General features: G+C 65.5%; 20 protein-coding genes. 12 read left to right on the forward strand and 8 right to left on the reverse strand.

Features of this window, described 5'->3' with window-relative positions; translation table 11 throughout:
- Nucleotides 1-12: 12 nt before the first annotated feature.
- From RWH44_RS03435 to RWH44_RS03480, 10 genes are all read left to right on the forward strand, one after another.
- Nucleotides 13-1440 carry a tyrosine-protein kinase domain-containing protein gene (locus RWH44_RS03435; protein WP_316003470.1) on the forward strand — a complete coding sequence of 476 codons (1428 nt, stop codon included), beginning with the start codon at nucleotides 13-15 and terminating at the stop codon, nucleotides 1438-1440.
- Entirely contained in the window at nucleotides 1437-2042 is a 606-nt protein-coding gene (locus tag RWH44_RS03440; RefSeq protein WP_316003471.1) for an arsenate reductase/protein-tyrosine-phosphatase family protein, read from the forward strand. Before RWH44_RS03435 ends, RWH44_RS03440 begins: the two co-directional genes overlap by 4 nt.
- A 152-nt stretch (nucleotides 2043-2194) precedes the next feature.
- A complete protein-coding gene (locus tag RWH44_RS03445; RefSeq protein WP_316003472.1) occupies nucleotides 2195-3781 on the forward strand; it encodes a right-handed parallel beta-helix repeat-containing protein in 1587 nt (528 codons plus the stop codon).
- Nucleotides 3782-3846: 65 nt separating this feature from the next.
- Nucleotides 3847-5211, forward strand: a complete 1365-nt coding sequence (locus tag RWH44_RS03450) for an O-antigen ligase family protein (protein ID WP_316003473.1) — start codon at nucleotides 3847-3849, stop codon at nucleotides 5209-5211.
- Between the two features lie 110 nt (nucleotides 5212-5321).
- Nucleotides 5322-6536, forward strand: coding sequence for a glycosyltransferase (locus RWH44_RS03455; protein WP_316003474.1), 1215 nt, complete (start codon nucleotides 5322-5324; stop codon nucleotides 6534-6536).
- Complete coding sequence (locus RWH44_RS03460; protein ID WP_316003475.1) at nucleotides 6533-7300, forward strand: WecB/TagA/CpsF family glycosyltransferase; 768 nt, start codon at nucleotides 6533-6535, stop codon at nucleotides 7298-7300. The genes RWH44_RS03455 and RWH44_RS03460 overlap by 4 nt, the downstream gene beginning before the upstream one ends.
- 57 nt (nucleotides 7301-7357) lie before the next feature.
- Nucleotides 7358-8827 carry a lipopolysaccharide biosynthesis protein gene (locus RWH44_RS03465; RefSeq protein ID WP_316003476.1) on the forward strand — a complete coding sequence of 490 codons (1470 nt, stop codon included), beginning with the start codon at nucleotides 7358-7360 and terminating at the stop codon, nucleotides 8825-8827.
- Between the two features lie 38 nt (nucleotides 8828-8865).
- The gene (locus RWH44_RS03470; protein ID WP_316003477.1) at nucleotides 8866-9927 is read left to right on the forward strand and encodes a polysaccharide pyruvyl transferase family protein; all 1062 of its coding nucleotides are present in this window, start codon (nucleotides 8866-8868) and stop codon (nucleotides 9925-9927) included.
- A 38-nt stretch (nucleotides 9928-9965) separates the two neighbouring features.
- On the forward strand, nucleotides 9966-10844 hold the full coding sequence (locus RWH44_RS03475) for a glycosyltransferase family 2 protein (protein WP_316003478.1): 879 nt from the start codon (nucleotides 9966-9968) through the stop codon (nucleotides 10842-10844).
- Nucleotides 10844-11722: a glycosyltransferase family 2 protein gene (locus RWH44_RS03480; RefSeq protein ID WP_316003626.1), complete on the forward strand. Its 879-nt coding sequence runs from the start codon at nucleotides 10844-10846 to the stop codon at nucleotides 11720-11722. The genes RWH44_RS03475 and RWH44_RS03480 overlap by 1 nt, the downstream gene beginning before the upstream one ends.
- A gap of 21 nt (nucleotides 11723-11743) precedes the next feature.
- Here RWH44_RS03480 and RWH44_RS03485 read toward each other — a convergent pair whose 3' ends face one another.
- The 7 genes from RWH44_RS03485 to RWH44_RS03515 all read right to left on the reverse strand — a co-directional run bounded on the left by RWH44_RS03485 (nucleotide 11744) and on the right by RWH44_RS03515 (nucleotide 22078).
- On the reverse strand, nucleotides 11744-13159 hold the full coding sequence (locus RWH44_RS03485; protein ID WP_316003479.1) for a phytoene desaturase family protein: 1416 nt from the start codon (nucleotides 13157-13159) through the stop codon (nucleotides 11744-11746).
- Between the two features lie 18 nt (nucleotides 13160-13177).
- A complete protein-coding gene (locus RWH44_RS03490) occupies nucleotides 13178-14086 on the reverse strand; it encodes a hypothetical protein (protein ID WP_316003480.1) in 909 nt (302 codons plus the stop codon).
- Nucleotides 14083-14574, reverse strand: a complete 492-nt coding sequence (locus tag RWH44_RS03495) for a hypothetical protein (protein ID WP_316003481.1) — start codon at nucleotides 14572-14574, stop codon at nucleotides 14083-14085. The genes RWH44_RS03490 and RWH44_RS03495 overlap by 4 nt, the downstream gene beginning before the upstream one ends.
- 175 nt (nucleotides 14575-14749) lie before the next feature.
- Nucleotides 14750-19003, reverse strand: coding sequence for a CBM96 family carbohydrate-binding protein (locus RWH44_RS03500; protein WP_316003482.1), 4254 nt, complete (start codon nucleotides 19001-19003; stop codon nucleotides 14750-14752).
- A gap of 305 nt (nucleotides 19004-19308) precedes the next feature.
- Entirely contained in the window at nucleotides 19309-20847 is a 1539-nt protein-coding gene (locus RWH44_RS03505) for a hypothetical protein (RefSeq protein ID WP_316003483.1), read from the reverse strand.
- Nucleotides 20844-21320 carry a VanZ family protein gene (locus RWH44_RS03510; RefSeq protein ID WP_316003484.1) on the reverse strand — a complete coding sequence of 159 codons (477 nt, stop codon included), beginning with the start codon at nucleotides 21318-21320 and terminating at the stop codon, nucleotides 20844-20846. Before RWH44_RS03510 ends, RWH44_RS03505 begins: the two co-directional genes overlap by 4 nt.
- A gap of 2 nt (nucleotides 21321-21322) precedes the next feature.
- Nucleotides 21323-22078 carry a glycosyltransferase family 2 protein gene (locus RWH44_RS03515; RefSeq protein WP_316003485.1) on the reverse strand — a complete coding sequence of 252 codons (756 nt, stop codon included), beginning with the start codon at nucleotides 22076-22078 and terminating at the stop codon, nucleotides 21323-21325.
- A gap of 98 nt (nucleotides 22079-22176) precedes the next feature.
- On the opposite strand from RWH44_RS03515, the gene RWH44_RS03520 reads away from it, so the two are divergent.
- Nucleotides 22177-22650: a GtrA family protein gene (locus RWH44_RS03520; protein ID WP_316003486.1), complete on the forward strand. Its 474-nt coding sequence runs from the start codon at nucleotides 22177-22179 to the stop codon at nucleotides 22648-22650.
- On the forward strand, nucleotides 22647-22931 hold the full coding sequence (locus tag RWH44_RS03525; protein WP_316003487.1) for a hypothetical protein: 285 nt from the start codon (nucleotides 22647-22649) through the stop codon (nucleotides 22929-22931). Before RWH44_RS03520 ends, RWH44_RS03525 begins: the two co-directional genes overlap by 4 nt.
- A 51-nt stretch (nucleotides 22932-22982) precedes the next feature.
- Here RWH44_RS03525 and RWH44_RS03530 read toward each other — a convergent pair whose 3' ends face one another.
- Complete coding sequence (locus tag RWH44_RS03530; RefSeq protein ID WP_316003488.1) at nucleotides 22983-24746, reverse strand: DUF4012 domain-containing protein; 1764 nt, start codon at nucleotides 24744-24746, stop codon at nucleotides 22983-22985.
- Nucleotides 24747-24775: the final 29 nt, after the last annotated feature.

Genomic DNA, 24775 nt, shown 5'->3' on the forward strand with positions numbered 1-24775 from the left:
AATGGACGAGGCTTGGAACTGCGCGACTATCTCCGGATCCTGCATCGCAATTGGATCCTCATTCTGGCGCTGACAGTTCTCGGCGGCGCGGGCGCCTACGGTTATTCCCTCCTGCAGACGCCGACGTACGAGGCGAGCACTCAGCTGTATGTTTCCGTGCGCTCGGAGAGCTCCGGAGTCAGCGAACTCGCGCAGGGAACCAATTTCGCCCGTCAGGCTGTGGTCAGTTTCGTCGACGTGGTCGACAGTGCACTGGTGCTCGATCGCGTCATCGACGATCTCAACCTGAACGAAAGCGCGCAACAGCTCGCAAAGACCATCGACGCCTCTTCGCCGACGAATTCGGTGATCATCTCCATCAAGGCCTCAAATCCGAACGCCGAGATGGCTGCCTCCATAGCCAATTCCGTGGGCACAAATTTCGCCAACGTCGTCGTCAATCAGCTCGAGAAGCCGGATGGCAACGCGGCGAGCCTCGTAAAGGTCGAGACGATCGAACCGGCACTGGTGCCGACCTCTCCTGCGGCGCCCCACACCGCGGTCAACATCGTGCTCGGCATCATTCTCGGCCTCGGCCTCGGCCTCGGATTCGCTGTTCTGCGATCAATCCTTGACACGCGGATCCACTCGCTGCACGACATTGAGGCAGCGACGGACTCGCCCGTGCTCGGCGGAATCGCATTGGATCCCGACGCCAAGAAACGTCCGCTCATCGTGCACGCCGATCCGCGCAACCCCCGTGCCGAATCATTCCGCAGCCTGCGAACCAACCTGCAGTTCATCGACGTCGATGGCGCGTCGCGCTCGTTCGTCGTCTCCAGCGCCGGACCCGGCGAGGGAAAGTCGACGACTACCGCTAATCTCGCAATCGCTTTGGCCGAGACGGGCGCCCGGGTGGCACTCGTTGACGGAGACCTTCGCCTGCCGCGCGTTGCGGACTACATGGGCATCGAGGGAGGCGTCGGCCTGACCGACGTGCTGATCGGCCGCGCGGAACTCGTCGACGTGCTGCAGCCTTGGGGCACGGGCAGACTCTTCGTCCTCCCTTCCGGTCGGACGCCCCCCAACCCATCGGAACTCCTCGGCAGCCAGGCGATGCAGCGCACTTTGGAGGCGCTCGCGGAGGCATTCGACTACGTGCTCGTCGATGCCCCACCCCTGCTTCTCGTGACGGACGCAGCCGTCGTGTCACGCTTCACCAGCGGCGTGCTGATGGTGGCGGCATCCGGAACGACCAAGAAGCCGCAATTGACCGCTGCGGTCGAGAAGCTCAACGCGATCGGCAGCCGCCTGTTCGGTGTGATTGTGACGATGCTGCCGGCAAAGGGTCCTGACAGCTACGGATACGGCGCTTACTCGTACAGCGTCCAGGAGGAGTCGGTATCCCCTTCAGGGCGGGGCGAGCGTCGCGCCCGGCGGTCGAAGACGGAGGAGACGTGACTTTCTCGATCCTGTCCGTCTGCACGGGAAACATTTGTCGATCCCCCGTGGCGGAACTCCTCCTCGCATCCGCACTCGAGCCGTTCCCGGAAGTGGTCGTCGCCAGCGCAGGGACGGGAGCGTTGGTGGGCGGCGGCGTCCCCGAACCCGCGCAGAGACTCGCGGCCAGCGTCGGAATCGATGCATCAGCACACCGTGCTCGCCAGTTCGACCCAGAAATGCTGCGCGAAGCCGATCTGATCGTCGCGATGGCAAGGGAACATCGAAGAATCGCCGTGGAATCTTTCCCGGGCGCGATGCGGCGTTCGTTTACTCTGCGCGAACTCGCCCGCATTGCCGACGTCGTCGAGCCCTCCCTGCCCGACGCGATCCGCAATGCCGGGGCGACGAGTCCATCCGACGGCATGCGCGCTGCGGTTGCGCTCGCATCCGCTTTGCGAGGCACCGTTTCCCCGCCAACAAGTCCCGACGAGTTCGACATCGTCGACCCCTATCGGCGGTCCGAGGAGACCTACCAGCGCTCTTTCAACGAGTTGGCACCCGCCGCGGGGCGGGTGGCGTCCTTTCTTGCGACGGCGGCGCGAATGGCCGCCTCTTCCTGAACGGAACCAAATCCCTACGTTCGCCTTCGCGGTGAGTGGATGGGCGCGGAGACAGCCGCCCAGATTTCCCGCCTGTATTCATCGGCTCTGAATTGCCGCAGAGCGTCGCATGCCGGGCAACCGGGTCGCTCCGATGAGACTAGGGTCCGAGCGTGGACAATGAATCGCTATCGCCGAGCCGGCGTGACCTGATCCTGATGACAGGAGTCGCCACGGCGGGAGCCGTTGCAGCCACCCGCGGTTCGTGGCGGTCCGAGTCGACGCCGTCCGCGCCTTCGAACATCTTGATCAATGTGCGAGATCATGGCGCCCGAGGCGACGGCTCGGCGGACGACTCGTCCGCCGTGCGAGACGCCATGAAGGTCGCGCAGTCCAAAGGCCAACCCGCGACGATTTACTTCCCACGGGGAACCTACCGAGTCAAGGCAGGAACACTGACGGTTCCGGCCGGCCATCCCATGATCATCCGCGGCGACGGTCCGCGATCATCGCAGATCTCGTTGTCGGCCTCGGAGACCAGCACCGACGCGTTGATCTCCCTCGATGCGACCTTCGCTGCGGTCGAAGATCTGCAACTGGACGGGGGAGGCTCCGCCGCAGGCAACGATCTTCTCGTCCTGAATGCGGGATACAACCGCGTCAGCAACTGCAACATCGATCGCGCACCGGGCGCGGGGCTGGCCATTGGAAAGAAGGGTCGCTCGCTAGCCCACATGCTCGAGAACCTCATCATCAGAGACTCCGTGTCGTACGGCATCCGCGTTCACGGCCCGGCAGGGAAGGACGAAACGGGGTCAACGGACGGGCTGTGGTCGAACGTGGACGTAGGCCGCTCTGGGTTGTCTGGAGTCTTCCTCCAGTCGTCCTCTCAAAACATGTCGAACGTGCACGTGTGGCAGTCGGGAACACGTGCGGGAGACGACGGAGACCAGCACGGCTTCCGGGTCACCTCGCGAACACACATCTTCAGCGGGTGCCAGGCCGAGAAGAACCTGGGCGACGGGTTCCACTTCGAGTCCGGCGGCGGCGATGGGACCGTGATCAGCGGATGCCGCATTTGGGAGAACGGGGGCGCCGGGCTGATCGGCGAAGGCACCCGCCACCTCACTGTGGTGGGATCGACCTTCACGCGCAACGGCCGCAACAACGTGGGTGACGCGGCATCCGATGACGCCGTCTCAGCGGCGGCCATCCACAACGACGGCGGTGACGCCTGGACGATCACGGGATGTAGCGCCTGGGACGACACCAACGAACTCTCCGCCGTGTGGGTACCCGAGAATTCGACCACGCCCGAGATCCCCCGCCGCGGCCAGACCATGAGTCAGACGTACGCGTATGTCGAAACAGGGTCGCGAGGTCGATCGAGCATCACCGGGGCGATGTTCCGCGCTGAAGAGCATCTCAGCGGCAGCTCCATCAAGACGGAGTCGGCGCTCCTGCGCGTGTCCAACAGCGATCTCGGCGATGATGACGTTCCCGTCGTGCCGGCCGCCGCTACGATCACTCTTCCCCCGTGGGGCGACGTCATTCGTGTGTCCGGACAGGTGAAGGTGACGAAGATTTCGGACAGCCGCCCGGGCCGTTCCGTCACGCTGATGTTCGACAGCGACAGCGCGGGGGGCATCTCCGACGGCGCGGACATGCAGATTCGGGGCGCATTCCTACCGAACGCCGGAGGCAGCATCAGCCTGATATTCCTCGGCGAGAAATGGCGAGAGCAGGCTCGGTCGGCGTGAGCTGATTGCGACGGCGAGATCAGTCTGGAAACACCCCCGGAATCCGGCCGGGGTAGGATCCACGCGTGGGGACATCGAGCGAGACGAGTGGCTACACCCGCGCATCTGTGAAGAATGCTCCGGCGGCGCCCGTGGAATCCATTCAAGCGGAGCCGCCGAAGAGCACGGGACGGCAGTTGCGCGTCGCGTTCTACGCCGTTTACGTGGCGCTCCTGATGATGGCACCCACCCTCGTTTCGTTCCCCGCGCGGTACCTGGGCGCGCCATCCGACAGCGCTCTCACCTGGACCTGGTTGGCAATCAACGCCATCGCCGTCTTGATGGTCCTCGCCGCGGTCCGAGCACATCCGGCGGCCTTGTTCGTAGTCATCGCGTTCAGCGCGTACATCATGATCTCGCCGTCCTGGTCGGTCGCGCCCCAAATCTCACTGCAGTACGGATCGACCCTCGTCGGGGTCTTGTGCGTCGCGTATCTGATGTCGGTGGACATGAACATGCGCGGGGTCCTGATCCTCATCGCGCGGGTGACCGTCACGCTGTCGGTCATCGGTCTGATTTTGTACGTGCTGCGCGCAGACGTCGCCATCTACGTCGACGCGGCCAACCGATCGAACCTCCTGGGAACCTCCCCTTTCAAGGGGCTGTTCCCGCACAAGATCGTCGCCGGCTACTACGCGGCGACCGGAATCGTCGCCATTCTGGCCACGTCCCGTCGAGGGCTTGGGCGAGTCCTCGGGATCATCTGCCTGCTCGCCGTCGTCATGCTGTCAAGCTCGTCGACCGCGTTGGTCCTGCTGCCCTTCGCGGTCGCCATTTACTTGCTCACGCGACGCGCGCTCGACCGCGGCATGCGAACCCGCGCATGGATCGCATCGCTCGTTGTCACCGCCACAGCCGGCGGGTTGCTCATGGCCTGGACGTGGTCGGACGTGCTCGGACTACTCTCCCGCGACGCCACCCTCACCGGTCGCACAGTCTTGTGGGACTGGGGAATCCGGACGTGGGCGGAACGGCCCATCTTCGGATGGGGCTACGGCGCATACTTCGAGACCCCGGAAGCGGCCGCGGTCGCGTGGTCGATTCCCGAATTCCGTAGCTGGGACGTTCCGCACTTCCACGAGACCTACATTCAGACGGCTGTGGATTTCGGCCTCGTCGGTCTCGTCGCTCTCGTCGTAGTGCTCTGGAAGGTGCTGGTGCGTTCGTACAAGCACGGTGCGGCACTCGGTAGTTCGGTCGCCGCGGGCACTTTCGCCATCGCGCTGACGGCAGTAGCGGCGGGATTCGTCATGTATCTCGTACCCTCGTACGCCTACACCGAGGTGGTTCCGCTCTTCCTTTTCATCACACTTTTCTCCACGGGAGCGCTGAAAAAACTTCGCCGTCGTTCAGAGAAGGTGAAATCTCGACGGCCCCTAGGCGTCCGTTAGATGCGCGACATCGCCCTGTAGCATTGCCCTGATACGTTGAGGCGTCTTTCCGCTTACCCCAAGGATGCGGGGTGGATGCGGCACTCATTTCATTCTGAGAGAGAGACATCTTGACTGAACCGACGAGCTCGCCCTCGAACGTCGCCCGCTCTGCTGTCACCCCCGTGTTGTACCTTTCTGGCGCCCCGCGCCTGTCCACCAAGGCCACCACCGAGAGCCTGGGGCCGCGCTCGCACATTCTCGGAGTCATCTCGGCTCTGCGCGAAAGCGGATCCCTGGTCCGCGCCTTCGTCGTCGGCGACAACGTCCCCCAGTCGTTCCACGGCTCCGGCAGCGAGGCCCGAATGACGGCATCGCCGGTGCGGTTGCTCGCGGCCGACCTCGGACGTCTGACGTATCGGGCACGTTCGATTTTGACGCTGTGGCGCCTGCTCCGCCGCGCCTCCCCCGCGCCCGCCATGGCCTACGAGCGCTACGCGCTTATGCAGGAGCTCGGTCGCGTTGCGCAGCGCAAGGGCGCAACCTGGGTGCTCGAGGTGAATGCGCTCCTCGCGATCGAATCCACGTCGGACCGTCGCGCCACCTCAAGTCGGCAGGTCGCGACGTTCTTCGAGCGCCGGACCTTGCGGCGGGCCGACCTGATCGTGGCCGTGACCGACCAGCTCAAGGTCGCGATCCACAACCTCTACCACGTACCCCTGGATCGCATCCTCGTGGTCGAGAACGGCGTCGACACGACGAGGCACGGCGACGCCTCGGCGGAACCGCACGGGACGCCCACGATCGGCTTCCTCGGGACCCTGTACCCCTGGCAACGCGTGGACCGCCTGCTCCACGCCGTGCACCGCAGCGAGACCCAGTGGAACGTCCGGATCGCCGGCGAAGGGCCCGAATACGACGCCCTCAAGCAGCTCGTCCGCCAGCTCGACCTCGAAGAGCGGGTGACCTTCCTCGGACGGGTTCATCCCGATGAGGTTCCGGGCTTTCTGACCACCGTCGACATCTGCTATGCCGGCCACGGGAGCTCCGAGGGGGTGTACTTCTCACCGCTCAAGCTGTGGGAATACCTCGCAGCGGGCCGCCCTGTCTTGGCCTCGCGACACGACGCGACGGAGCGCCTGAACGCGCAAGGCTACGCGGTCGAGGTCTTCGATGAAGCCGACGACGACCTCGACCGCGCGTTGGCTGTGGCTTCCGAGAGTCTGCCGCATCTCCTGGAGACGGCGGTACGCGATCAAGAACGCGTGCGCGTCGCCCACAGCTGGACCGCGCGGGTTCAGCCCCTCCTGAAGCGGGTGGCTGAAAAAAGGCGTGGTCCAGCGTGAGAACCGTCGCACTGCCGTGGGATCTGGGGCATGCCACCCCGCTTGACGCGACGCAGACCTGCGACTGGATCCTCGGACCCGCGCGGACGTCCTCACGCCCGAGCATCCTCGGCAACCTGAATCTTCACGCCCTGCACCTGACACTCGAGCCTGGTCCTGTGCGCGAGCTGACCGCGAGGAGCGACGTCATCCTGATCGATGGATGGCCTATCCTCCTGCTCGCGAAGATGAGCTCTCCGAAGTCCGGCTGGCCGACGACCCGGGAGCGGATCGGCAGCACCGACTGGCTGGCCGAGCTGCTGGCGCGCGACCCGGCAATCACCGTCGTCGCGGTAGGTGGAACGCCCGAAACCGCCGAAAAGATGGCGCGGCACGTCAAGACCCACACCCGCAGCATCCGGTGGCACCACTTCGACGGTTACCGCTTCTCCCGCGCAGCCGAGAGCACCGGACCCGACGTGTTGACCGATACCCTCGCGGGAGCCGATCTCGTCCTCGTAGGGCTCGGAATGCCGAGGCAGGAGAAGTGGATCCTCGATCATCTCGAGTTGATCGCTCCTGGCGCGGTGATCGCGAATGTCGGCGGATGCTTCGACTACTTCGCCGGCACGCAGCGCCTCGCGCCGAGGTGGATGGGCCGAATCGGATTGGAGTGGTTGTTCCGGCTCGCGCACTCGCCGCGGCGGCTCGCGAAGCGCTACCTGGTTGAGCCCTTGGTCTTGATCAGCCGTCTGGTGCGACGAGGTGTCCGGCGACATGACTGACCTCATCCCACCACCGACGGCATCTGACCGCCTCACACGCCGCTTCGAGGGAGCCTCTTGAGTTCGCTAGCATCCGCCGCTGCACGCGGTGGGGGAATCACGATCGCGTCCCAGTTCGTCAAGGTCGTCTTGATGCTGGGATCGACGATCGTGCTTGCGCGGTTGTTGAACCCGACCGACTATGGACTCGTCGCCATGGTGGTGGCCGTGGTCGGTGTGGGCGAGATCTTCCGAGACTTCGGCCTTTCGATGGCCGCCCTGCAGGCGAAGTCACTCAGTCAAGCGCAGCAATCCAACCTGTTCTGGATCAACTCAGCCGTGGGCTTCACGCTCGGAGTGCTTTTCTTCGCCGCGTCCTACCCGCTGGCAGCCTTCTACAATCAGCCGGACGTCGCCATCATCACTCAGGCACTCTCGGTGACCTTCGTTCTCGGTGGCTTGTCGACGCAGTTCAAGGTGCACATCAACCGAGACCTCCGATTCGTTGCGCTCGCGATCGCTGACCTGCTCCCCTACGCGCTCGGCATCGGCGGCGCGATTGCGATCGCGGCCGTGTACGCCAATTTCTGGGCCCTCGTGGCGCAGCAGTTGATCGTGGCCGCCGGAACGTTGATCTTCTCGTTCGCCCTGACACGGTGGCGACCAGGGCTGCCGAGGCGCGTGCCGATGGATGGCCTGATTTCGTTCGGAGCGAGCTTCGCCGGGACTCAGATCATCTCCTACCTGACGAGGAACATCGACAGTCTGCTCATCGGGAAGGTGTGGGGCTCGACGTCACTCGGTTACTACGACCGCGCGTACAACCTCGTCGTGTTGCCGCTCACACAGATCAACACGCCCATGTCGCGGGTCGCAGTTCCAGTCCTTGCCCGGATCGCCGAAGAACAAGACCGCTTCGTCTCGTATCTTCGACGTGCGCAACTGGTCGCACTCTACGTCACGTCATCGATCTTCGCGCTCCTTTTCGCCCTTGGAACGCCGCTTGTGATCGCCGTACTCGGCGAGCAGTGGGCACCCGCCGGCCCCATCCTCAGCATCCTCGCGGTGAGCGGCATCTTCCGTTCTCTCGTGCAGGTGGCGTACTGGGTCTATATGTCACAGGGGCTCGCGACCGCTCAGCTGCGTTTCTACCTCGTCGCCCAGCCCCTGCTGGTGGGCGTCATCGCCTGCGGCGTGCCGTTCGGGCCCCTGGGTGTGGCCGTGGCCGTCTCGCTCGGCTACGCCCTGTTCTGGATCGCCTCCCTCGCATGGGTGCGCCGTGTGACGAAGCTGCACCTCGGTGTGCTCTACGTCGACGCCCTGCGCGCGCTTGGTCTCGTCGCGGTTCCGATGGCGGCAGCCGCCTTCGGCGTGCGTCTCCTCGTCGAGGGCGCGGGGGGCGTTCCCCTGCTCGTCGTGGTCCTGGGCGGCGTCGCCGCCCTCGTCTGGGCGGCGCTGGCATTCCTGTTCTTCCCCCGCGTACGGGCGGATGCCTCGCAACTCATCGATTTCGGCCGACGCGCCATCGGCGGTCGACGTAATGGCTAACGACCCCGCCCTCCACGGCTCGAAGAGACGGATCCTCTGTGAAAAATTCTGACATCTTCGTCGCAGCACACGGTCAGGACGACAATGTAGGCGACCCGGCCCTACGCCGCGCAATGCTCGCGGGACTGGCTCCCGGTCGTCGCCGACATGTCCTGATCGGCACGGCCTCGCCGGCCTACGTCAACGCACTGGGTCTCCGCGACGACGACGTGACCTACGCGAATCGCCGGGATTGGCAGCTCGCCGCTTTTCGGCACGCGCTCCTCGGACGGGCGGCCTTCGTGTCGAATGCCGGCGAAATTCAGCTCAACAAGCGGCGTTTACGGATCAATCGGGTCGACCGGCTCCTTGTCGGCCTGATTCGCCTCCGTGGAGGCGCTGCCATCACGACCGGTCTGGGCGTGCGCGACCCCTTCGGCGCCCCGTCACCCATGCTCACCTCTCTGTCACGCGCCTGCCAGATCACCACCTGGCGCGACGAGGACAGCCGTCGGTTCGCCGACGCGGGGACCGTGCGCCCCGACTGGGCGTTCGCTTTGGGCTCCGACCTCGATGTTGTCCGTTCGACGCAACGCCCCCTCCTCGTCGTATCGATGCGCGGAGACACCCCTGCACTCACCGAGGCATGGCAGGATGCCGTGGCGAAGGTCGCCGATATTCTCGGTCTTGAGGCGCTCGTCGTCGCACAGGTGGAACGCGACGTCGCGCGAGGAGTCGAACTGGCGCACGCACTGGGCGCCCGATCGCACCCCTGGCACGGCGGCGACCACCTCGCTGCGGAAGCCGACCTGCGCGAGGTGTACCGCCGGGCGCGCGTCGTCATCAGCGACCGGCTGCATGTGCTCATCTTCGCCGCGACGGAAGGAGCGGTTCCGCTCTACCTTCCGAACATCGATTCCGCGAAGATCCCTCGTACAATGGCGGTCGTCGGGCTCGGCGACCATCACGTCAGCCCCCACGATGATGATCTGTCGACGAAGGTTGCTGCCCTCGCGGACGGGCAGGCGGACGTGATGTCGAAAGTCGTCGCCGCACGGTCGCAGCTCCACGATCTCGCGACATCTATGAACAACCTGATCGAGGGCGGTACCGGGCGATGAACGGGGGCTCACCGTCATTCGGAGCCCTGCGCTCTGTCGTGATCTCGATCGCGACCTTCCGTCGGCCAGACCTTCTGAGCCAACTGCTCGAGGCCTGCACCGCTCAGGCCACAGAGGTGGACGCGAACGTTCGGATCGTCGTGGTCGACAATGACCCGCGCGAGTCGGCACGCTCGACTGTGGCCGGCTTCCCGTCGGTCGAGTATCTGGCGGAGCCCACCCCCGGAATCGCGGCCGCTCGCAACCGAGGCCTGGACGCGACACGTGACGCGGACGACGCGATCATCTTTGTCGACGACGACGAAATCCCGATGGCAGGCTGGCTGAGGGCATTGCTCGCCTACGCGGATCAGGAGAGAGCCGACATCGTCACCGGACCGGTCGAGCCGCTCATCACCGACGCGGTCCCGCGCTGGATCGTCAGCGGGGGGTTCTGGCGGCGGCAGAACAGCGTATCAGGGAGCGTCCCCAATTCGGTGGCGACCAACAACACACTCCTCCGACTCGCCGCCTGGCGTGTCAGCGGCACGCGCTTCAGCGAAGCGCTGTCGATGAAGGGAGGCAGCGACACCGAGTTCTTCCGCGCGCTACGCGCCGCCGCCCCCCTGATTGTTCTGTGGTGCGCAGACGCCGTCGTTCAGGAGCACGTAATCCCTGAACGCGCGAATGCCAGATGGCTCTTCCGCCGGGCGATCCGGATCGGCAACATCAATGCGCGATATCGCAAGCGGACGAACGCGCTCGTCGGGGGCATCGCGCGCATCAGTATCGGAGCCCCCTTCATCGCCCTCGACTTTCTCACCCACCGGCAGCCCATGGCCCGGAGCTGGAACATGCTCGCACACGGCCTCGGCATGGTCGGAAACGTCTTCAACGTCGATGTCGTCGAATATCGCCGGACAACGAACGGAGCATGATGTCCACGCCGTCATTCGCCTGTGTCATCCCGACGCACAACAGGCATCATTTCCTGCGCGAATCCCTCTCCTCCGTGCTCGCACAGACTCTCGCAGCCGAGCAGATCATCGTGGTATCCGACGTACCCGATCCCGAGGCCGCCGAGATCTGCCGGGAACTCGCCGCCGAATCGGGACACCCGAACGTCGTGTTCGTTCACGATCCCTCAGCCGGCTCCGGGGCGTCTGCCTCCCGCAACCGCGGCGCCGCCGAGGCGACGGCGGACTACCTCGGCTTCTTGGACGACGACGACCTGTGGCAGCCCTCGCTCCTCGAGGCGGTCGCGGCGGCTTTGACCGGAAACGGGTCCGACCTCGTCGCCGTCAACCGTGAGATCTTCTCCGAGACCGATTCGCACGTCGGCCCCCGCATCGCGGAGGGCCTGAAGTCGGCCGACGTCGCCGCCGCGAGCCTCGGCACTACGGGCAGCAACATGATCGTCAGCCGACTCGCGTTCGACGCGGTCGGAGGCTTCGATGCGCAACTGCCCGTGAAAAACGACACGGACTTTTTCTTCCGTTACCTTCTCGCCGGGTTCACCTACGCCGTAGTCCCCGACCTTCTCGTGCGCCAGCGTAAACACGGCCTCGGTCAGCTCACGACCAAGAATGAACGGCGCGCCCATGGTACCGAGCTCTACATCGCCAAGCACCGGGAGCATCTGACGCGTCGTGACCTGCGCAAACTCCGACTGACGATCCACCGCATTCGTCGCGCCTCGGCGACGACGTTCCGCGGGCGGACCGTGCACCTTCTCGGGGCACTGGCGAACTACACTCCCGCCGACTTCCTCCGCGAGCGCCGCGAATGGAAGATGTGGCATCAGGCCGACGCCTGACGTCTGCTTGCAGGCTTTCGATCAGTCGATGCCGAGATAGGGAGCGGCTTGCCCGATCCTTCGCAACGCAAGACGCGCGGCGTGCCATCCGGCCATGCCGTGGACGCCTGCCCCGGGTGGGGTCGCAGCGGAGGCGAGATACACCCCAGGGATCGGTGTCCGCCACGGCCGTGCCGTCACCGTGGGTCGGGTAAGCAACTGCGCCGCGTCCACGCGCCCGCCGAGCACGTCCCCACCCTCAAAATTGGCGTTAACAGACGCAAAGTACGGCGCCGGGCGGGCCTCTCGATGAATGACGAGGTCGCGAAAGCCGGGGGCGAACGTCTCGATGCGGCTCGTAATCATCTCGACGGCATCCACCGCTGAGCCGTTCGGGACGTGAGCGTAGGCCCAGACCACCTCATCGGAGGATCCCTGCGGCAGACGACTGCGATCGAGCCGCGTGGGCTGCGAAACGAGCACGTAGGGCGCGAGCGGAACCTGTCCGCGCCACGCCTGGCGTTCGGCAGAGGACACGTCGCGCTCCGATCCGCCGACATGCACCGTTCCGGCATCCTGCAGCCGCGCGTCGGCCCACGGGACTGGTCCGGAGAGGACGAAGTCGACCTTCGACGCCGCGTTGCCGTACCGGTAGCGCTCGAGCCGTCGCACGTACGTCGTGGGCAGCTTGTCTCGGGCGATGCGGGCCAATCCCCGCGGGCCGATGTTCAAGAACGCGATGTCGCCCGGCTTCCACACCTCGCGCAAGTCATTCACGGTACTGTCCGCGTGGAGGCGGCCTCCGTGCGCGATGAGGTCCGAGACCAGGGCCTCGGCGATGGCGCCCGACCCGCCGCGTGGGATGGGCCAACCCGACGCATGCGCCTCCGCGGCGAGGACGGCGCCGACGAAACGCGCGGCGAGTGATCCGAAGGGCGCGGCGCCGTGGGCAGTAGCGCCTGCCGCCAGAGCACGCGCCTCGGCCCGGAGAGTGGAGAACCCCGCCACCGCCGAGGCGAGGGCGGCGGCACCACTGACCGTCGAAGGATGGGCACGCAGCTCCAAGCCGCTCAGCCCGCGCACCGCGTCGATGTTCGCGAGGAGCGGCCTCATCACACGCGACCACCCGGTGCCCGATCGACCGAGTTCGTCGACCGTCCGTCCCAGATCACGGTATGCCACGGCGGACCGTCCGACCATCGCCTGCCCATAGGACACCCGCGGGGTGAGGAACTCGACGCGACGCGAGATCTCGAAAGCCCGGAAGAACGTCGATGCAAGAGCCATGGGATGCGCCGCGGAGGCGACGTCGAAGCTGCCGTCGAATCCCTCGAATCGATCCGTCCACAGCCCACCGCCGAAGTGTGAGCCGGCCTCATACACGCTCACCTCGTACCCGGCTCGCGCCATGATGACGGCGGCGGCGAGCCCATTCGGACCGCTGCCGACAACACTCACCCTCACAGGTATCGCCGATCAGGCATGGACCGGCTGCGAGCGCGTCGGGGGTCGTCTCGCCACGAGCTTCCGCACGACCCACATGACGACGGGCGCGAAGAAGACGGCGTAAACCAACGTGTAGTCGATGAACGAAATGCCCAGCGTCAGGTACACCGCCAGATGGAAGCACGCCAACAGCGCGAGCCAGCAGCGAAACAGCAGGGGCGTCAGCACGAGGAAGATCAGAAGCCCCTCGGCAGCCAAAGTCGAGTAGTCGAGGGCCTTCCAGAAAAGATGGTTGTCGAATGTCAGCATCCAAGGCCCGAGTATTCCGAGCTTGTCGTCTGCCGCGATGTCTTTCGCCAGGTACCCACGAGTGGCATCACGAGCGGGATCAAGCCATCCGCCCGCAATCTTCGGCGCCGCCGCCGACAACATCCCCCACCCGATCGTGAAGGCGAAGAGGAGGACAGGCAGCCCCTGGGTCTGCCGCAGCGGCCTGTTGCGACGGCCGCGCAGATATGCATCGATCGACCACCGTGAACCCCACCCGGCAAATCCCAGGAACACGGGAACCAGCTCGAACAGGATGAAGTGGTCGACCTTGGAGAAGGAGTAGGAGAGCCCGGCCGCGATCATCATTGTCAGAGTGAGCAGCAGCGACACCGGCAGAGTAGCGATGCCGATCATCAGCAGCACCGCCAGCACGACACGGATGATCGAGAGGGCGATGAGCAATCCAAGCGGTGGGACAGAGTCGATGAAGCCCAGAATGCCGGCGCGAGGGTGCAGGAAATCGTCGGGAAGTCCGGCGATCCAGGTGATGTCTACGGGCAGCAGGATGATCCATGCTCCGTACGCGATGCGCAGCGCCGCCAGAAAACGGCCATCGGTGCGGTAGGAATCGGCCGCCCGCGCCACTGTGCGCTCAAGGAAGGCGATCACAGGCCGACCACCTTCCACTCGCATTCCTGGATCTGCGCGACCTGCGCCGAGGTGATATCGATCCGCGCAGGCTCCCAGCAGAAGCGAATGCTGGTGACATCGACGCGACCGGAGACGATCTGGGCACGCTCGCGAAGCCAGGCGATCGATTCGTCCGAGAGCTCGACCTCGCTGTTCGGGCCGAGGATGTAGCTCAGTGTCGGCAGCGCCGTGGAGAACCGCAGCGGCTCCATCACGGATGAGGGGTCTATTTCGGCGGTGGCGCCGTCGGCGAAGTCGACCTCGCCGCGGACGAAGGTGGTCTCGACGGTTCCGTCACGGTCTGCCGCGGTCTGGAACCCGGGCATGCGAATGACCGGATAGGGCTCAGGGGAGATCCGGAAAGAAACAAATCCCTGGATGGCGAGAAAACAAACGAATCCCACCACGATGAGCAGGTCGATCCGTCTTTTCGAGTCAGAGCGCCGACGTTCGGACACACGTGTCATTTGCGCTCCCCCGCTGCCCATTGATGTGTCGATAGTACCGGCCGGTCCATTACGGTATGGTTTCGCCTCGCGGAACACCCGCGACCGCGGGTCCGCGGAACGCGAGGATCACGGGCACAACATCCACTGCCGATGTCACCTCGGTCCCGGCCTCGGCGCCGCAGACAAAGTCGACCTACCTTTCCACGACAATGTCGAGGTAGGGCGGTACGGTCGACTCTCTGCTCCGAATCTGCATAATGACCGGTTTCGGCGTGAGGAACGGCGCGTCCTGCGTAAATCCAAACGACATGCTGTTCGCGTCGGAGCCCAGGAGGGTGCGCAGGCGATCCGCGACGTCGAGCGTGCGGTAATCGAAATTTCGGTCGACCTCGACGCTCCCGATCGGCGCGAGCATGTCTGGGCGGTTGTTGAAGGTCAACACCGCCTCGGACCACGCTCCCTCGACCGCACGGATGTCGAGTCTCGCCCGATCGCCCGTCGCGTCGCTGATGGCTGCGTTCAACGACAGCGTCGCCGACACGATTTTCTTTCCCTTGAGCGCACTGAGATCGAAGCCCATGTACGTGAACCGAGTGTAGGTCTGATCAGCAGATCCCCCGGTGGGCGGTTTGACGGGCATCTTCGATTCGGAAGCGAAGTTCATGTCGGCCGAGTCGCCTCCACGAACGTAGGCGTCTCCCGAGGCGTAAAGGCGCAGCTTCGTCGGATCCGTCACCCCGACATCCGTTTTTTGGACGACGGTCGAACCGTTCGTCGTGACCGAGGCCGAGATCGTCGCCGTCCCGACCGACTTCGGCGTGAGGACCCCCGACGCACCGGCGTCCACGATCGTCGGATCACTAGACGAGTACGTGACCACCAGAGCGCTAGCGTCAATTGTGCTCCCGGTGGTGCTCTTGGCCGTGACCACGAGCTGAGCGGTCTGATCCAGCGAAAGAGTGGAGCCCACGCCGGTGAGTTCGACCGAACTCAAGTACGGCGCGAGTTTGGTCGCCGGCTCAGGCTTGATCACCACATCGATATACGGCGGGTCCGCGGATTCGCGACTTCTGATCTGCGTGATCAGGGGCTGACCGGTCAGGAACGGGGTGTCCTGTGTAAATCCGAGGGAGAGCCTGCCTGCGGAGGCGGCGGCCTTGCCGGCCACGTAATTGCTGATGTCGGTCTGCCTCGCGGCGAACGCGGTATCGACCGCCGTGCTCCCTACCGTCGCCCCCAGGGCTGGCCGGTTTGCGAATGTCAGCCCGCTCTCCGTCCATGTCGCGTCGATTGCGTGGGCGTCGATACGCGCACGCTCCCCCGAGGGCTCGGTCACTGCGGCCGTCGTGGTCAGGATGGCTGACGCCACCTCTTTGCCCTTCAACGCCGAGATATCGAAGCCCATGTAGGCCAGACGCGTGTATGACTCGTCGGTGGAGCCGGAGTTGGCCGGCTTGACCGCGAGTTGGACGTCAGCACCGTAGTTGCTCGTCGAGGTCGCTCCGCCGCGGACCCAGGTGTCGGCATCCGCATAGAGGCGCACTCGCTGAGGATCGTCGATCTTCACCGGCACGTAGGCAGTTTCCGTCACGCCCCCCGCTGTGACCATCACGCCCAGGGAGGTCTCGCCTCCGGCCAGAGCCGTAACCACACCTGATGCGGACACCTGGGCGACCGCCGAGTTGCCTGACACGTAGCGCACTGACGATAGCGATGACGGATCGATCGTGCGCCCATCAGCGCGCGTGGCCGTGAAGGCGATCGCGGCCGACTGTGATTTGGTCATTGTCGAAGGCACGCCCGAGATTCTCACCGAGGCGAGTCGGCTCCCCGAGGGGGTCGCCGTCGGGACGGTCACCGCATAGCTGTAGAGCTTGATCTCGCTGAGGGACGTCTTCGGATCGGTGGCCTGATCGCCGTGACCGACGATCCTCACCCATTTCGACAATGCGCTCGAGGTCGGGACGATCAACTGCGAACCAGTCGATCCGTCGTATGCTCCGTCGTATCTCGTCACCCAGGTCGAGCCGTTCCAAGACGTCTGAACCTCGAACTTGGTATGCCGCGACCTGTTCGCGCGCCAATCAATCTGAAGCGATTTGATCGAACGAGGTTGATCCAACGTGTAGGTGATCGAGTTGTCCTGCCAGGTCGTCCAGTAAGTGGTCGGGTCGCCATCGAACGTCAGACCCGGCGATCCCTCGGTCGTACGGGTCGCTACGGCCGACTTGATCTTCATCGGCCCTCGCTCCAGCAGTACGCGATACGTCGAGGGTGTTTTCCCGGGTTCCGTGATCGTGGTCGTCGCCACTCCTGGAATGCTCGTGGGAAGAGTGCTCGTGACGGTCGCGCCAGTCTTGTAGGCAGCGACCGCCGGCACGCCCGCCCCCGGGTCCCACGGGACCGTGTAGGCGAACGTCGTCGCGGCGAAACCGGAAATGTCGGCGCCACCGACGCGGAGGCCCTCTGCACGTGAGGTGCCTTGGGCGTCGAGCCTCCAGTTGTCGAGTGCGACGATCCCCGCGGCTGACGGCGCGGCGAGGCCGCTCGTCAAGGGGGTGAACTGGACGGCGAGCGTCGTGTTGCCCTTCGTCGACACCGCGATGGCGAGCTTGCGAACGTCATCGTTCGCGTTCTGTTTGGCCGGGTGAGGCGACGATGGGAGGGGAGCCGCGGCGGTGTCGACGAACGTGGCCGACGCGCTCTGCGAAACGATGCGCGCGAGAACCTGCTTGCCATTCTTGGTCAGCGTCGCCGACCGGCCATCGCCAGCGATTTGAATGGATGCCGAGGTATGCATGGACCAGAGGGCCTCCACCGGTCGTGATGAGCGAATCTCGTCTTGAACGATCACCTGTCGCCGACCGTCGAACAGCTTGATGCCGCGCTTCCACGACGTGACGTCGTTGGGGTACTGCGCGGAAAGATCCGCGACGGACAGCGCCGACATAAGGTTCGATTCGACGCGAGCCGCCGGGGTATCCGCCAACGAGGTCGGGCGCGACGTATACGGGTTGATCACCAGGGTGTTCTGACCCTCGGCTGCCATCCGGTAGTAGTCCCACCGCTGGCCATAGGCCCCCTCATCGAAGTATCCGGCCAGTCCGTAGTCGTCCTTGCCCAGCTCCGTCGCCCAGTTCTGTCCGAGCGCGTCGAGGTTGAAACTCCCGGCGTCGAGGTTCTGATGGCTTGCGGCGGGCATGCTCCCCGTGCGGAATGCGACGAAGGTCGCATTCGGATCGGTCCATGAGGATCGGAAGCTCGCGACCGCGGCATTGGGGAAGTTGCGGTCGAGCGGCAGATCGCTTGCCGCCGGCGACGTCGAGGGGCGCCCGGGCTGATACCAGAGAAGACGTTGGACAGAGCTCCCGCCCCGGCCTTCGTCGATACCGGCATAGGTGAACGACGCATTGCCGTAAAGGTCGCCGAGACCGGCTAGCACCGGCCCCCGACTTACGCCCTTCTCGCTGTCGCCGAAGTTGTATCGCTCTCCCGACGGGCTTGTGAGGTAGATCGGGAAGTACCCCGTGGCGTCCAAGCCCGGGAGCGAAGAGAGGCCGGCGTCACCTCCGGTGGCCGATCGAAGACTCTGTAGGAGCACGACGAGGTAGCGCGTGGCGTAATCCCAATAGCTCAGACCCTCTGCGTAGCCTCCACCGTTCGCATAGGCACCGATTCCGCGCTGAATGCTCGTGATCGCCGCACCGAGGATCTTGGAGGATAGCGCGGGGTCGTCTTGGGCGACGGCGATCGCTCCGATCGCGAGCCCGCTGTTGACAACGATGTTCCAGTTGTTGGCGTTCTGAGCCCAGTTGCCCCCGTGCGTGTACGGCCCGTTGCTGCCCTCCGGGGCGTCATAGACCGGCTCTGCCGGCTTGAGTCCCAAGTTGATGATGGCGCCCGAAAGTCGCGCCCGTCGATCGGCTGTCCAGTACGAGAACAGCCAGTCGTATGCAAGCGCGACGCCGTGCGTCATCTCGGCTGTGTCGAGAAAGTGATTCGGGTTCCAGTCGGTGAAGCGGGTGACGGCGTCGAGGTCTTTCCACAGCCGCTCAGCGTATTTCGCATCTTTGGTGACCTGCCATGCCAACCCCAAGTTGTATGCCCTCTCGACCATTTCACGGCTGGTGTCGAGGATCCTGACCCCGTCGGAGCTCGAATACGTGAGGGTCGGCTTCGTCAACAGGGCATCGGCGGAAGCCAGAATTGCGGTGTACGTCTTCACACTGAACGCGTCGGATTTCACCTGCGACCTCAGTGCGGCGAAGCGCGCGTCATCGGCGAGCAATCGCGGATGGGCCGACGTCACCTCACCGGCTGAGACGGATGCCACATCGACGGCCGAGGCTGCGCTCACCGGCGTGAGCATTCCTACTGCCAGCGACACGGCGACCCCGAAAATGAGAAGGACGCGGGGCCCGCGCCGCGGGTATTCCTGGTTCTTCATGAGTGCCCTCTGGAGAGATTGACTCATCCCCAGATGACACCACCGGTCGACAGTCACCCGAACAGTCGACGGCTATGGCGGTATCCACGCCAGAGCCAACGGAGGTAAGGGAAGCACCGTAGACATTTCCGACGCCGGCGAATGAAGCCAGCGAATTCGAAACCATACTAGGCGATCGCCGAGAATCCATGTCGTACGTGCACGACGAGCGACAAGTAGATGAAGCGCTCCGGTACCGACGGGTATCTCCAGGACCCGTCACTCGGTCGCCATTCGGAGCGACTCCCGAACCGTCTGCCGGCCCTTCACCTCCCCACGCGCCGCCAGAACCGAAATCCCACCTCATCGCCCTCGAGGACATATGAGGCCGCAACCCAGGGCGCGAGCCCCGCGAAGTGAGCGTCTTCGGTGGGGCATTCGGTCGAAATGCCGCACGAAACCGGGGATTCCACGATCAGCGCTGGGGGGAATTCCTGGATATCGGCCAGGTACTGCGCCGGCAAACCGCCATACCCCTGCTCAACTGGGAGCGAGTACGTGATCGCCGTCGGCGAGAGCCGTTGCGACGCCGCGAGGATCCACGTCTCGGCTCCGTGAACGAGTACCCGGTCCTCGGGAGCGGTTTCGGCCAACACGTGGTCCACGATCTGCTCCTGGTAAGACCCAGCGACGAAGACACCGGCACCGGTGGTGGTGCGCAGGCCCTGTAGAGCGCTGGCGCCCGAACTCGAGATGATCATCGCCGACAGGGCGAACAGCGCGGCAACGCGGGCGCCGCGGGCACCCGCGCGTCGTTCGGCCCGCCACCAGCGCGAGACCAACGGTCGCAGGTCGGCTCCGGCGGCGACGATGCTCACGGCGAATGCGGCGATCGCGACGACGAGGTAGTGGGGATAGGGGCGTCCGGACGCCATCTGCGAGAGTGCGTCGACACCGCCCACGGCGAGGAACAGGACCACCACTATGGCGCCCGTTCGCCCCTGGGTATCCGTCGTCGCGCGCCGGAGAGCCCATGCGCCGCTGACGAACAGGGCCGTGGCTACGACCGCACCCGAGACGAGGAGCTGCGACAGAGTCGCGAACGACTCGACCCGCTCGCCCACGGGCGTGCTCTCAGAGTAGAAGAGGTTGTAACGCAGGTACTGGTCGACGGCGGCGCGCAGAGCGTCTCCTGCCCACAACCACAGAATTAGCGCGAGTCCGATCATCGCGACCACGGCGACCACCGCCACCGCGAGCACGACCCGCCGGTTGAAGTAGAGGACACCGGCGACCACCACCGCCACCAAACCCGCGACATTATTCATGCGGGTGAATAGCCCGACCGATAGGGCCAGACCCAAGAAGAGTCCGACGACAGTCACCGTTCGCGCCGCGGCACCACGGCCCACGCTCATCGCAACGTGCGCGAAGAGGCTGTAGGCGACGAGTTGGAAGGGGAACAACCAGGTCTCCGTGAAGTTGCCGCCCTCGAAGACGCCGAGGTAGGTGATGCCCACGAGAAACACCACGGCCGCCGCCCACCCGCGGATCCAACGCGACCAGATCACCCCGGCTGTCGCCAGGCCAACGGCGAACACGACGGCCTCGAGCAGGGGGCCACCGACGATCCCGCCTCCGATCCGCCATGCAAGCATCTCGATGACGGCGAGAAGCGGTCCCTTGTGGTCCCACGAGTCGACGTATGGCATCCCTCCCCGGGACACCACCATGCCCGTGTACAGGAAGACGCCGGAGTCCCGCGTGATGTGCCCGCTGATGATCATCGGAACATAGGCGGCCAGACTGACGATCAGCGCTGCCGTCGTCGAGAGGAGGACATCGCGAGGCCGGAGCGAGGTCACGAGGCGACCTCGCGCACGCCGACGACGTGACGTTCGCGCCACCGTTGCAGGACGCGTCTATCGCGCGCATGTACGGCGGCGACGGTCAGCGCGGCTACGGCGACACCTCCCCACCCCCCGATGGTGTTCGCGATGACGTCGTTGATGGTGGCGAAGCGCGCGGGGAGGACGAAGAACTGCACCGTCTCCAGGGCGACGGACAGCGCGGGCAGCAGCGGTAGCGCCAGCCAGAGGAACCGAGTCGGGAAGACCAGCGAAACGAAGTACCCGAGCGGCAGGAACATGGCGATGTTGGCCGAGAATTCGAACCACCGGTATCCGAACCACGCCGGCACGCCGTTGCGGTGCAGGACCGAAAGCACCCGCTCGATGGCGCTTTCGTACCCACTGTCGATCGGGGTGGGAGACATGGTCGCCGTCAGCACGAGAGCGAGGCAGAGCCCCAGTCCCGTCCAGGCGAACAGCTGGCGCACGATCAGCCGTGCACGATCGCGTCACGAGCGATACGGCGGGGGGACGAACCGACGATGCTGACGCGCCACAACTCGATGAGTGCCCGGAACGCGAACTGCACCAAGCGGCGCGGGGGGAGGATCGCGCGCGCACGCCCGCCACCCCACATGGTTCCCTGCGAGACGGCCCCGCGGCGCGGAATGCTCGCCACGGAGACGTAGCGCACGCGAAGTCGTTCACGAGCCTCGGCGATCGAGAAGTGCACGTGCGGCACGAGCGCGTCCGACGGGACACCATCGACGAGGCGGCGCAGAGCGGTGGGTCCATACGCCCGGAGCGGAGTGTTCACATCCGGGACCGATCGGCCGCACAGCAACAGCACCGCGAAGCGGACCAATCCGCTCAGGACGCGGCGGAACCACGGATCCGTGCGCCCCCGTCGCACGCCGTGCACGACATCGGCGTGGCTGTGATCGAGGGCGGTCACCACCCGCGCGATGTCGTCCCCGTAGAACTGGCCGTCGCCGTCAACGTGGACGATGGTCCCGGCTCCGCTTCGGAGTCCCGCCTCGTAAGCGGCGAGGGCTGTGGGCCCGTGGCCGCGGTTGCGGGGGGATCGGATGACGTCCGCCAGCGTAAACGCAGCTTCCGCGGTGTCGTCCGTCGAGGCGTCATCCACGACGATCACTGTGGCGCGAGCACCGATACCGGCGAACGCTGCGCGAACCTCGGCAAGGAAAGACGGCAGCGCCTCGGCCTCGTTGAAGGCCGGTATCACGACCGCAACATGGTCTTGCGCCTGCACCCTGGCATCCCCGCTCTCAGCCGGGACGGATTCACCCGGCAATTCCCCCGAACATGTAGCGTATGACACTCGTGGGGCGCAGCCGGAATCTTCGTCGTGCGGGCGCTCTGTCTGCCCGCTTCCTGATCGTGGGCGCGATCAGCACCGCGATAGAGATCGCCGCCTTCAATCTGCTGCTTCTGACAGGAATGGGTCCCGTCGCCGCGAAGATCGTCGCGTCGCTCATCGCCCTCGTCAACGCCTACATCGGCAACCGCGAGTGGGCCTTCCGGTCGCGAGCACGCACGGGCGCCGGACGGCAGATGGTGAAGTTCCTCCTGGTCAATGCCGTCTGCACCGGTCTCGGTGCGGGCGCCGTCTGGCTCGGAGCGCGCGCGCTCGAGGCCGTGTTCGGGGCGGCCGACCCCGTCGGTCTCAACATCGTCAACCTTTTCGCGATCGGCGGGGTGACCGTCATCCGGTTCCTGCTCTATCACTTCGTCGTGTTCCCACCGGCGCGGGCGATTCCGGGCGCCGAAAGCCCCTCGGGTAGGCTCGCCCCGTGAAAACCGCCCCCCGCGTGCTCGGCACCCTGTCTCTGCTCGCCGCGCTCGCTTCCCTCGGGGTGCAACTGGCGGTCGTGGCTCGCCTGTGGGCGGCCTTCGTCGAGACGCTGTCTCTCACCGGCACCCTCGCCCTCAGTGCTGCGGGTGCCGTGCTCGGCCTGGCCCTGGCTGTCGTCGCGGTGATTCTGCGGCGTGGTTCGGTCGGACTGCTCGCCCCGATCGCGGGACTGATCAACCTCGGTCTTCTCGCGGCCTACGCCTACCTGTTCACGGTGCTCTAAGACGTCGCCACGGCAACCGTCGGCAGCCCACCGACGGTCGCGTGCCGCGGGTCAACCGCAGGTGGTCTCGGTGACGCTCGTTCGCACCGGGTTGACCATGGGGGTGTGCACGAGCGACACCTCGCCGCCGTCTTCGGGCGCGCCCTCGAAGGTCATCGTCAGGGTGTGCGCCTGCTGCAGACCGTTGACCACCCACATGCGCCCCACGGGTCGGCCGAGGTGCTCTCCGTTGGTGATCTCGACATCGGCTCCGTCGATCGTCGCCTTGACGAAGCGGGCACCGCTGGGTCCGTAGAACTGGATGTCGGTTCCGATCGTGCCCTTGGGGTAGTGCCGCGCGCCGTCGACGTAGTTCACGAGGCCGTCCGAGGTCGCCTGGTCGAGCGCATTCACGAAGGTGACCGTCGTGGTGTAGGTGGGCACCGCCGAGCAGCGGTCGGCGACGACGTCGGCGGACATCCAGGTGTAGAAGCTCAACTTGCCCTCGGTGAGGTCGTTGACGAATACGCCCAGCGTCGTCTGGTCGGGGCCGTCGCTCTCGGGGAGCGGCCCGGACAGCCGTGACCCGTCGAAGGCGGACTCGATGCCCTCGTCGAAGGAGTGGAAGTAGATGCGGTTCTCGTCGACCGCCTGCACGACGGCCGTCGCGAAGGGGACCGGCTTGAAGTCCCCCGACGAAACGGCGTCGAACACCTCCACCGCCGCGGAGGCGAAGAACGCGTCCTGATCGTCGTTCTTGGGGTACCGCGCGTACACGTCACTCAGCAGGATCTTGACCGCATCACCCGACGTCAGCTTGTCGCCGGTCGCGAGCGTGATCGGACCGGTCGCCCGGAGGATGTACGACAGCACCACGGGGTCGATGGAGATGACCCCGTCGACCTGCGTGCCGAACGACTCGGTCCAGTAGGCCTTGGCGAGCTCGGCCGACAGGGTGAAGTCGGGTGTCGACGTGATGTCCTGCGAGTACCGGCCGACCTTGTCGTCGTAGAGCTTCACCACCTCGGGGTCGAGCGGGATGATGGGCGACTGCCGCTTGTTGGTGAAATCGCGGCTCGTCGCCTGCGCGGCGATCTCCAGCTTGCCGCCGTCGAAACGCAGCATGACCACGGATGCCGGGATGCCACCGGTTCCGCGGGCCTCGGCATTGTTCTGGACGAGGAGAAGGTAGTTCTTGGGGCCGTCCGCGCCCATCATCGTCGACATGTGCGGCATGAGCGCGTTCGCGCGTGAGAGTGCCGGCTGCAACGCGGCGACGGCACCTGTGAGCTGCGACAGGGGCTGACGCAGCACCCCGGGGGTGTCGGCGAGGTCGACGCCGGAGAGGGCGTCGGACGCGCGCTCCCCCGCGTCGGCCGCGGTGGAGACAGGAGCGGCGAGGGAGGCCAGAGCAGCCACGTCGAACACCCCGCCGGTCGGGCGCAGAAGAGCAGGGTCGACATCAGACAGCGCAGGTAGTACCCCCTGGGCGAGCTCGTCGATGGCGACCGTCGACTCCCGCACCGCGTGCAGGGTCGGACCGACGAAGGGGGCCTGCTCGGCGATCCACCACAACGGTGTGTCCGCGGCGCCACGCGCGGCCGACGCGTGGCCTTGGAGCTTCTGCACGGACGCCTGGACGGCTGCAGGATCGTCGCCCCCGAACTCATCCTGCAATTGCGAGACGACGGGCACGGCAGCACGCAATTCCTTCTGCGCGATGAAGGCGCCTATTCCCACCGCCGCGACGAGGACGACGAAAAACGCCGTAACGACGCCGAGCGCGATCCACGCGATTCTCGTGGGGCTCAGGCGGGCGAGGGAGATACGCGACATCACATTCCGTTCACGCCGTGAGTCCGAGG

Origin of the sequence: Microbacterium phycohabitans (genome assembly GCF_032464935.1) — a bacterium.
Lineage (GTDB): Bacteria > Actinomycetota > Actinomycetes > Actinomycetales > Microbacteriaceae > Microbacterium > Microbacterium phycohabitans.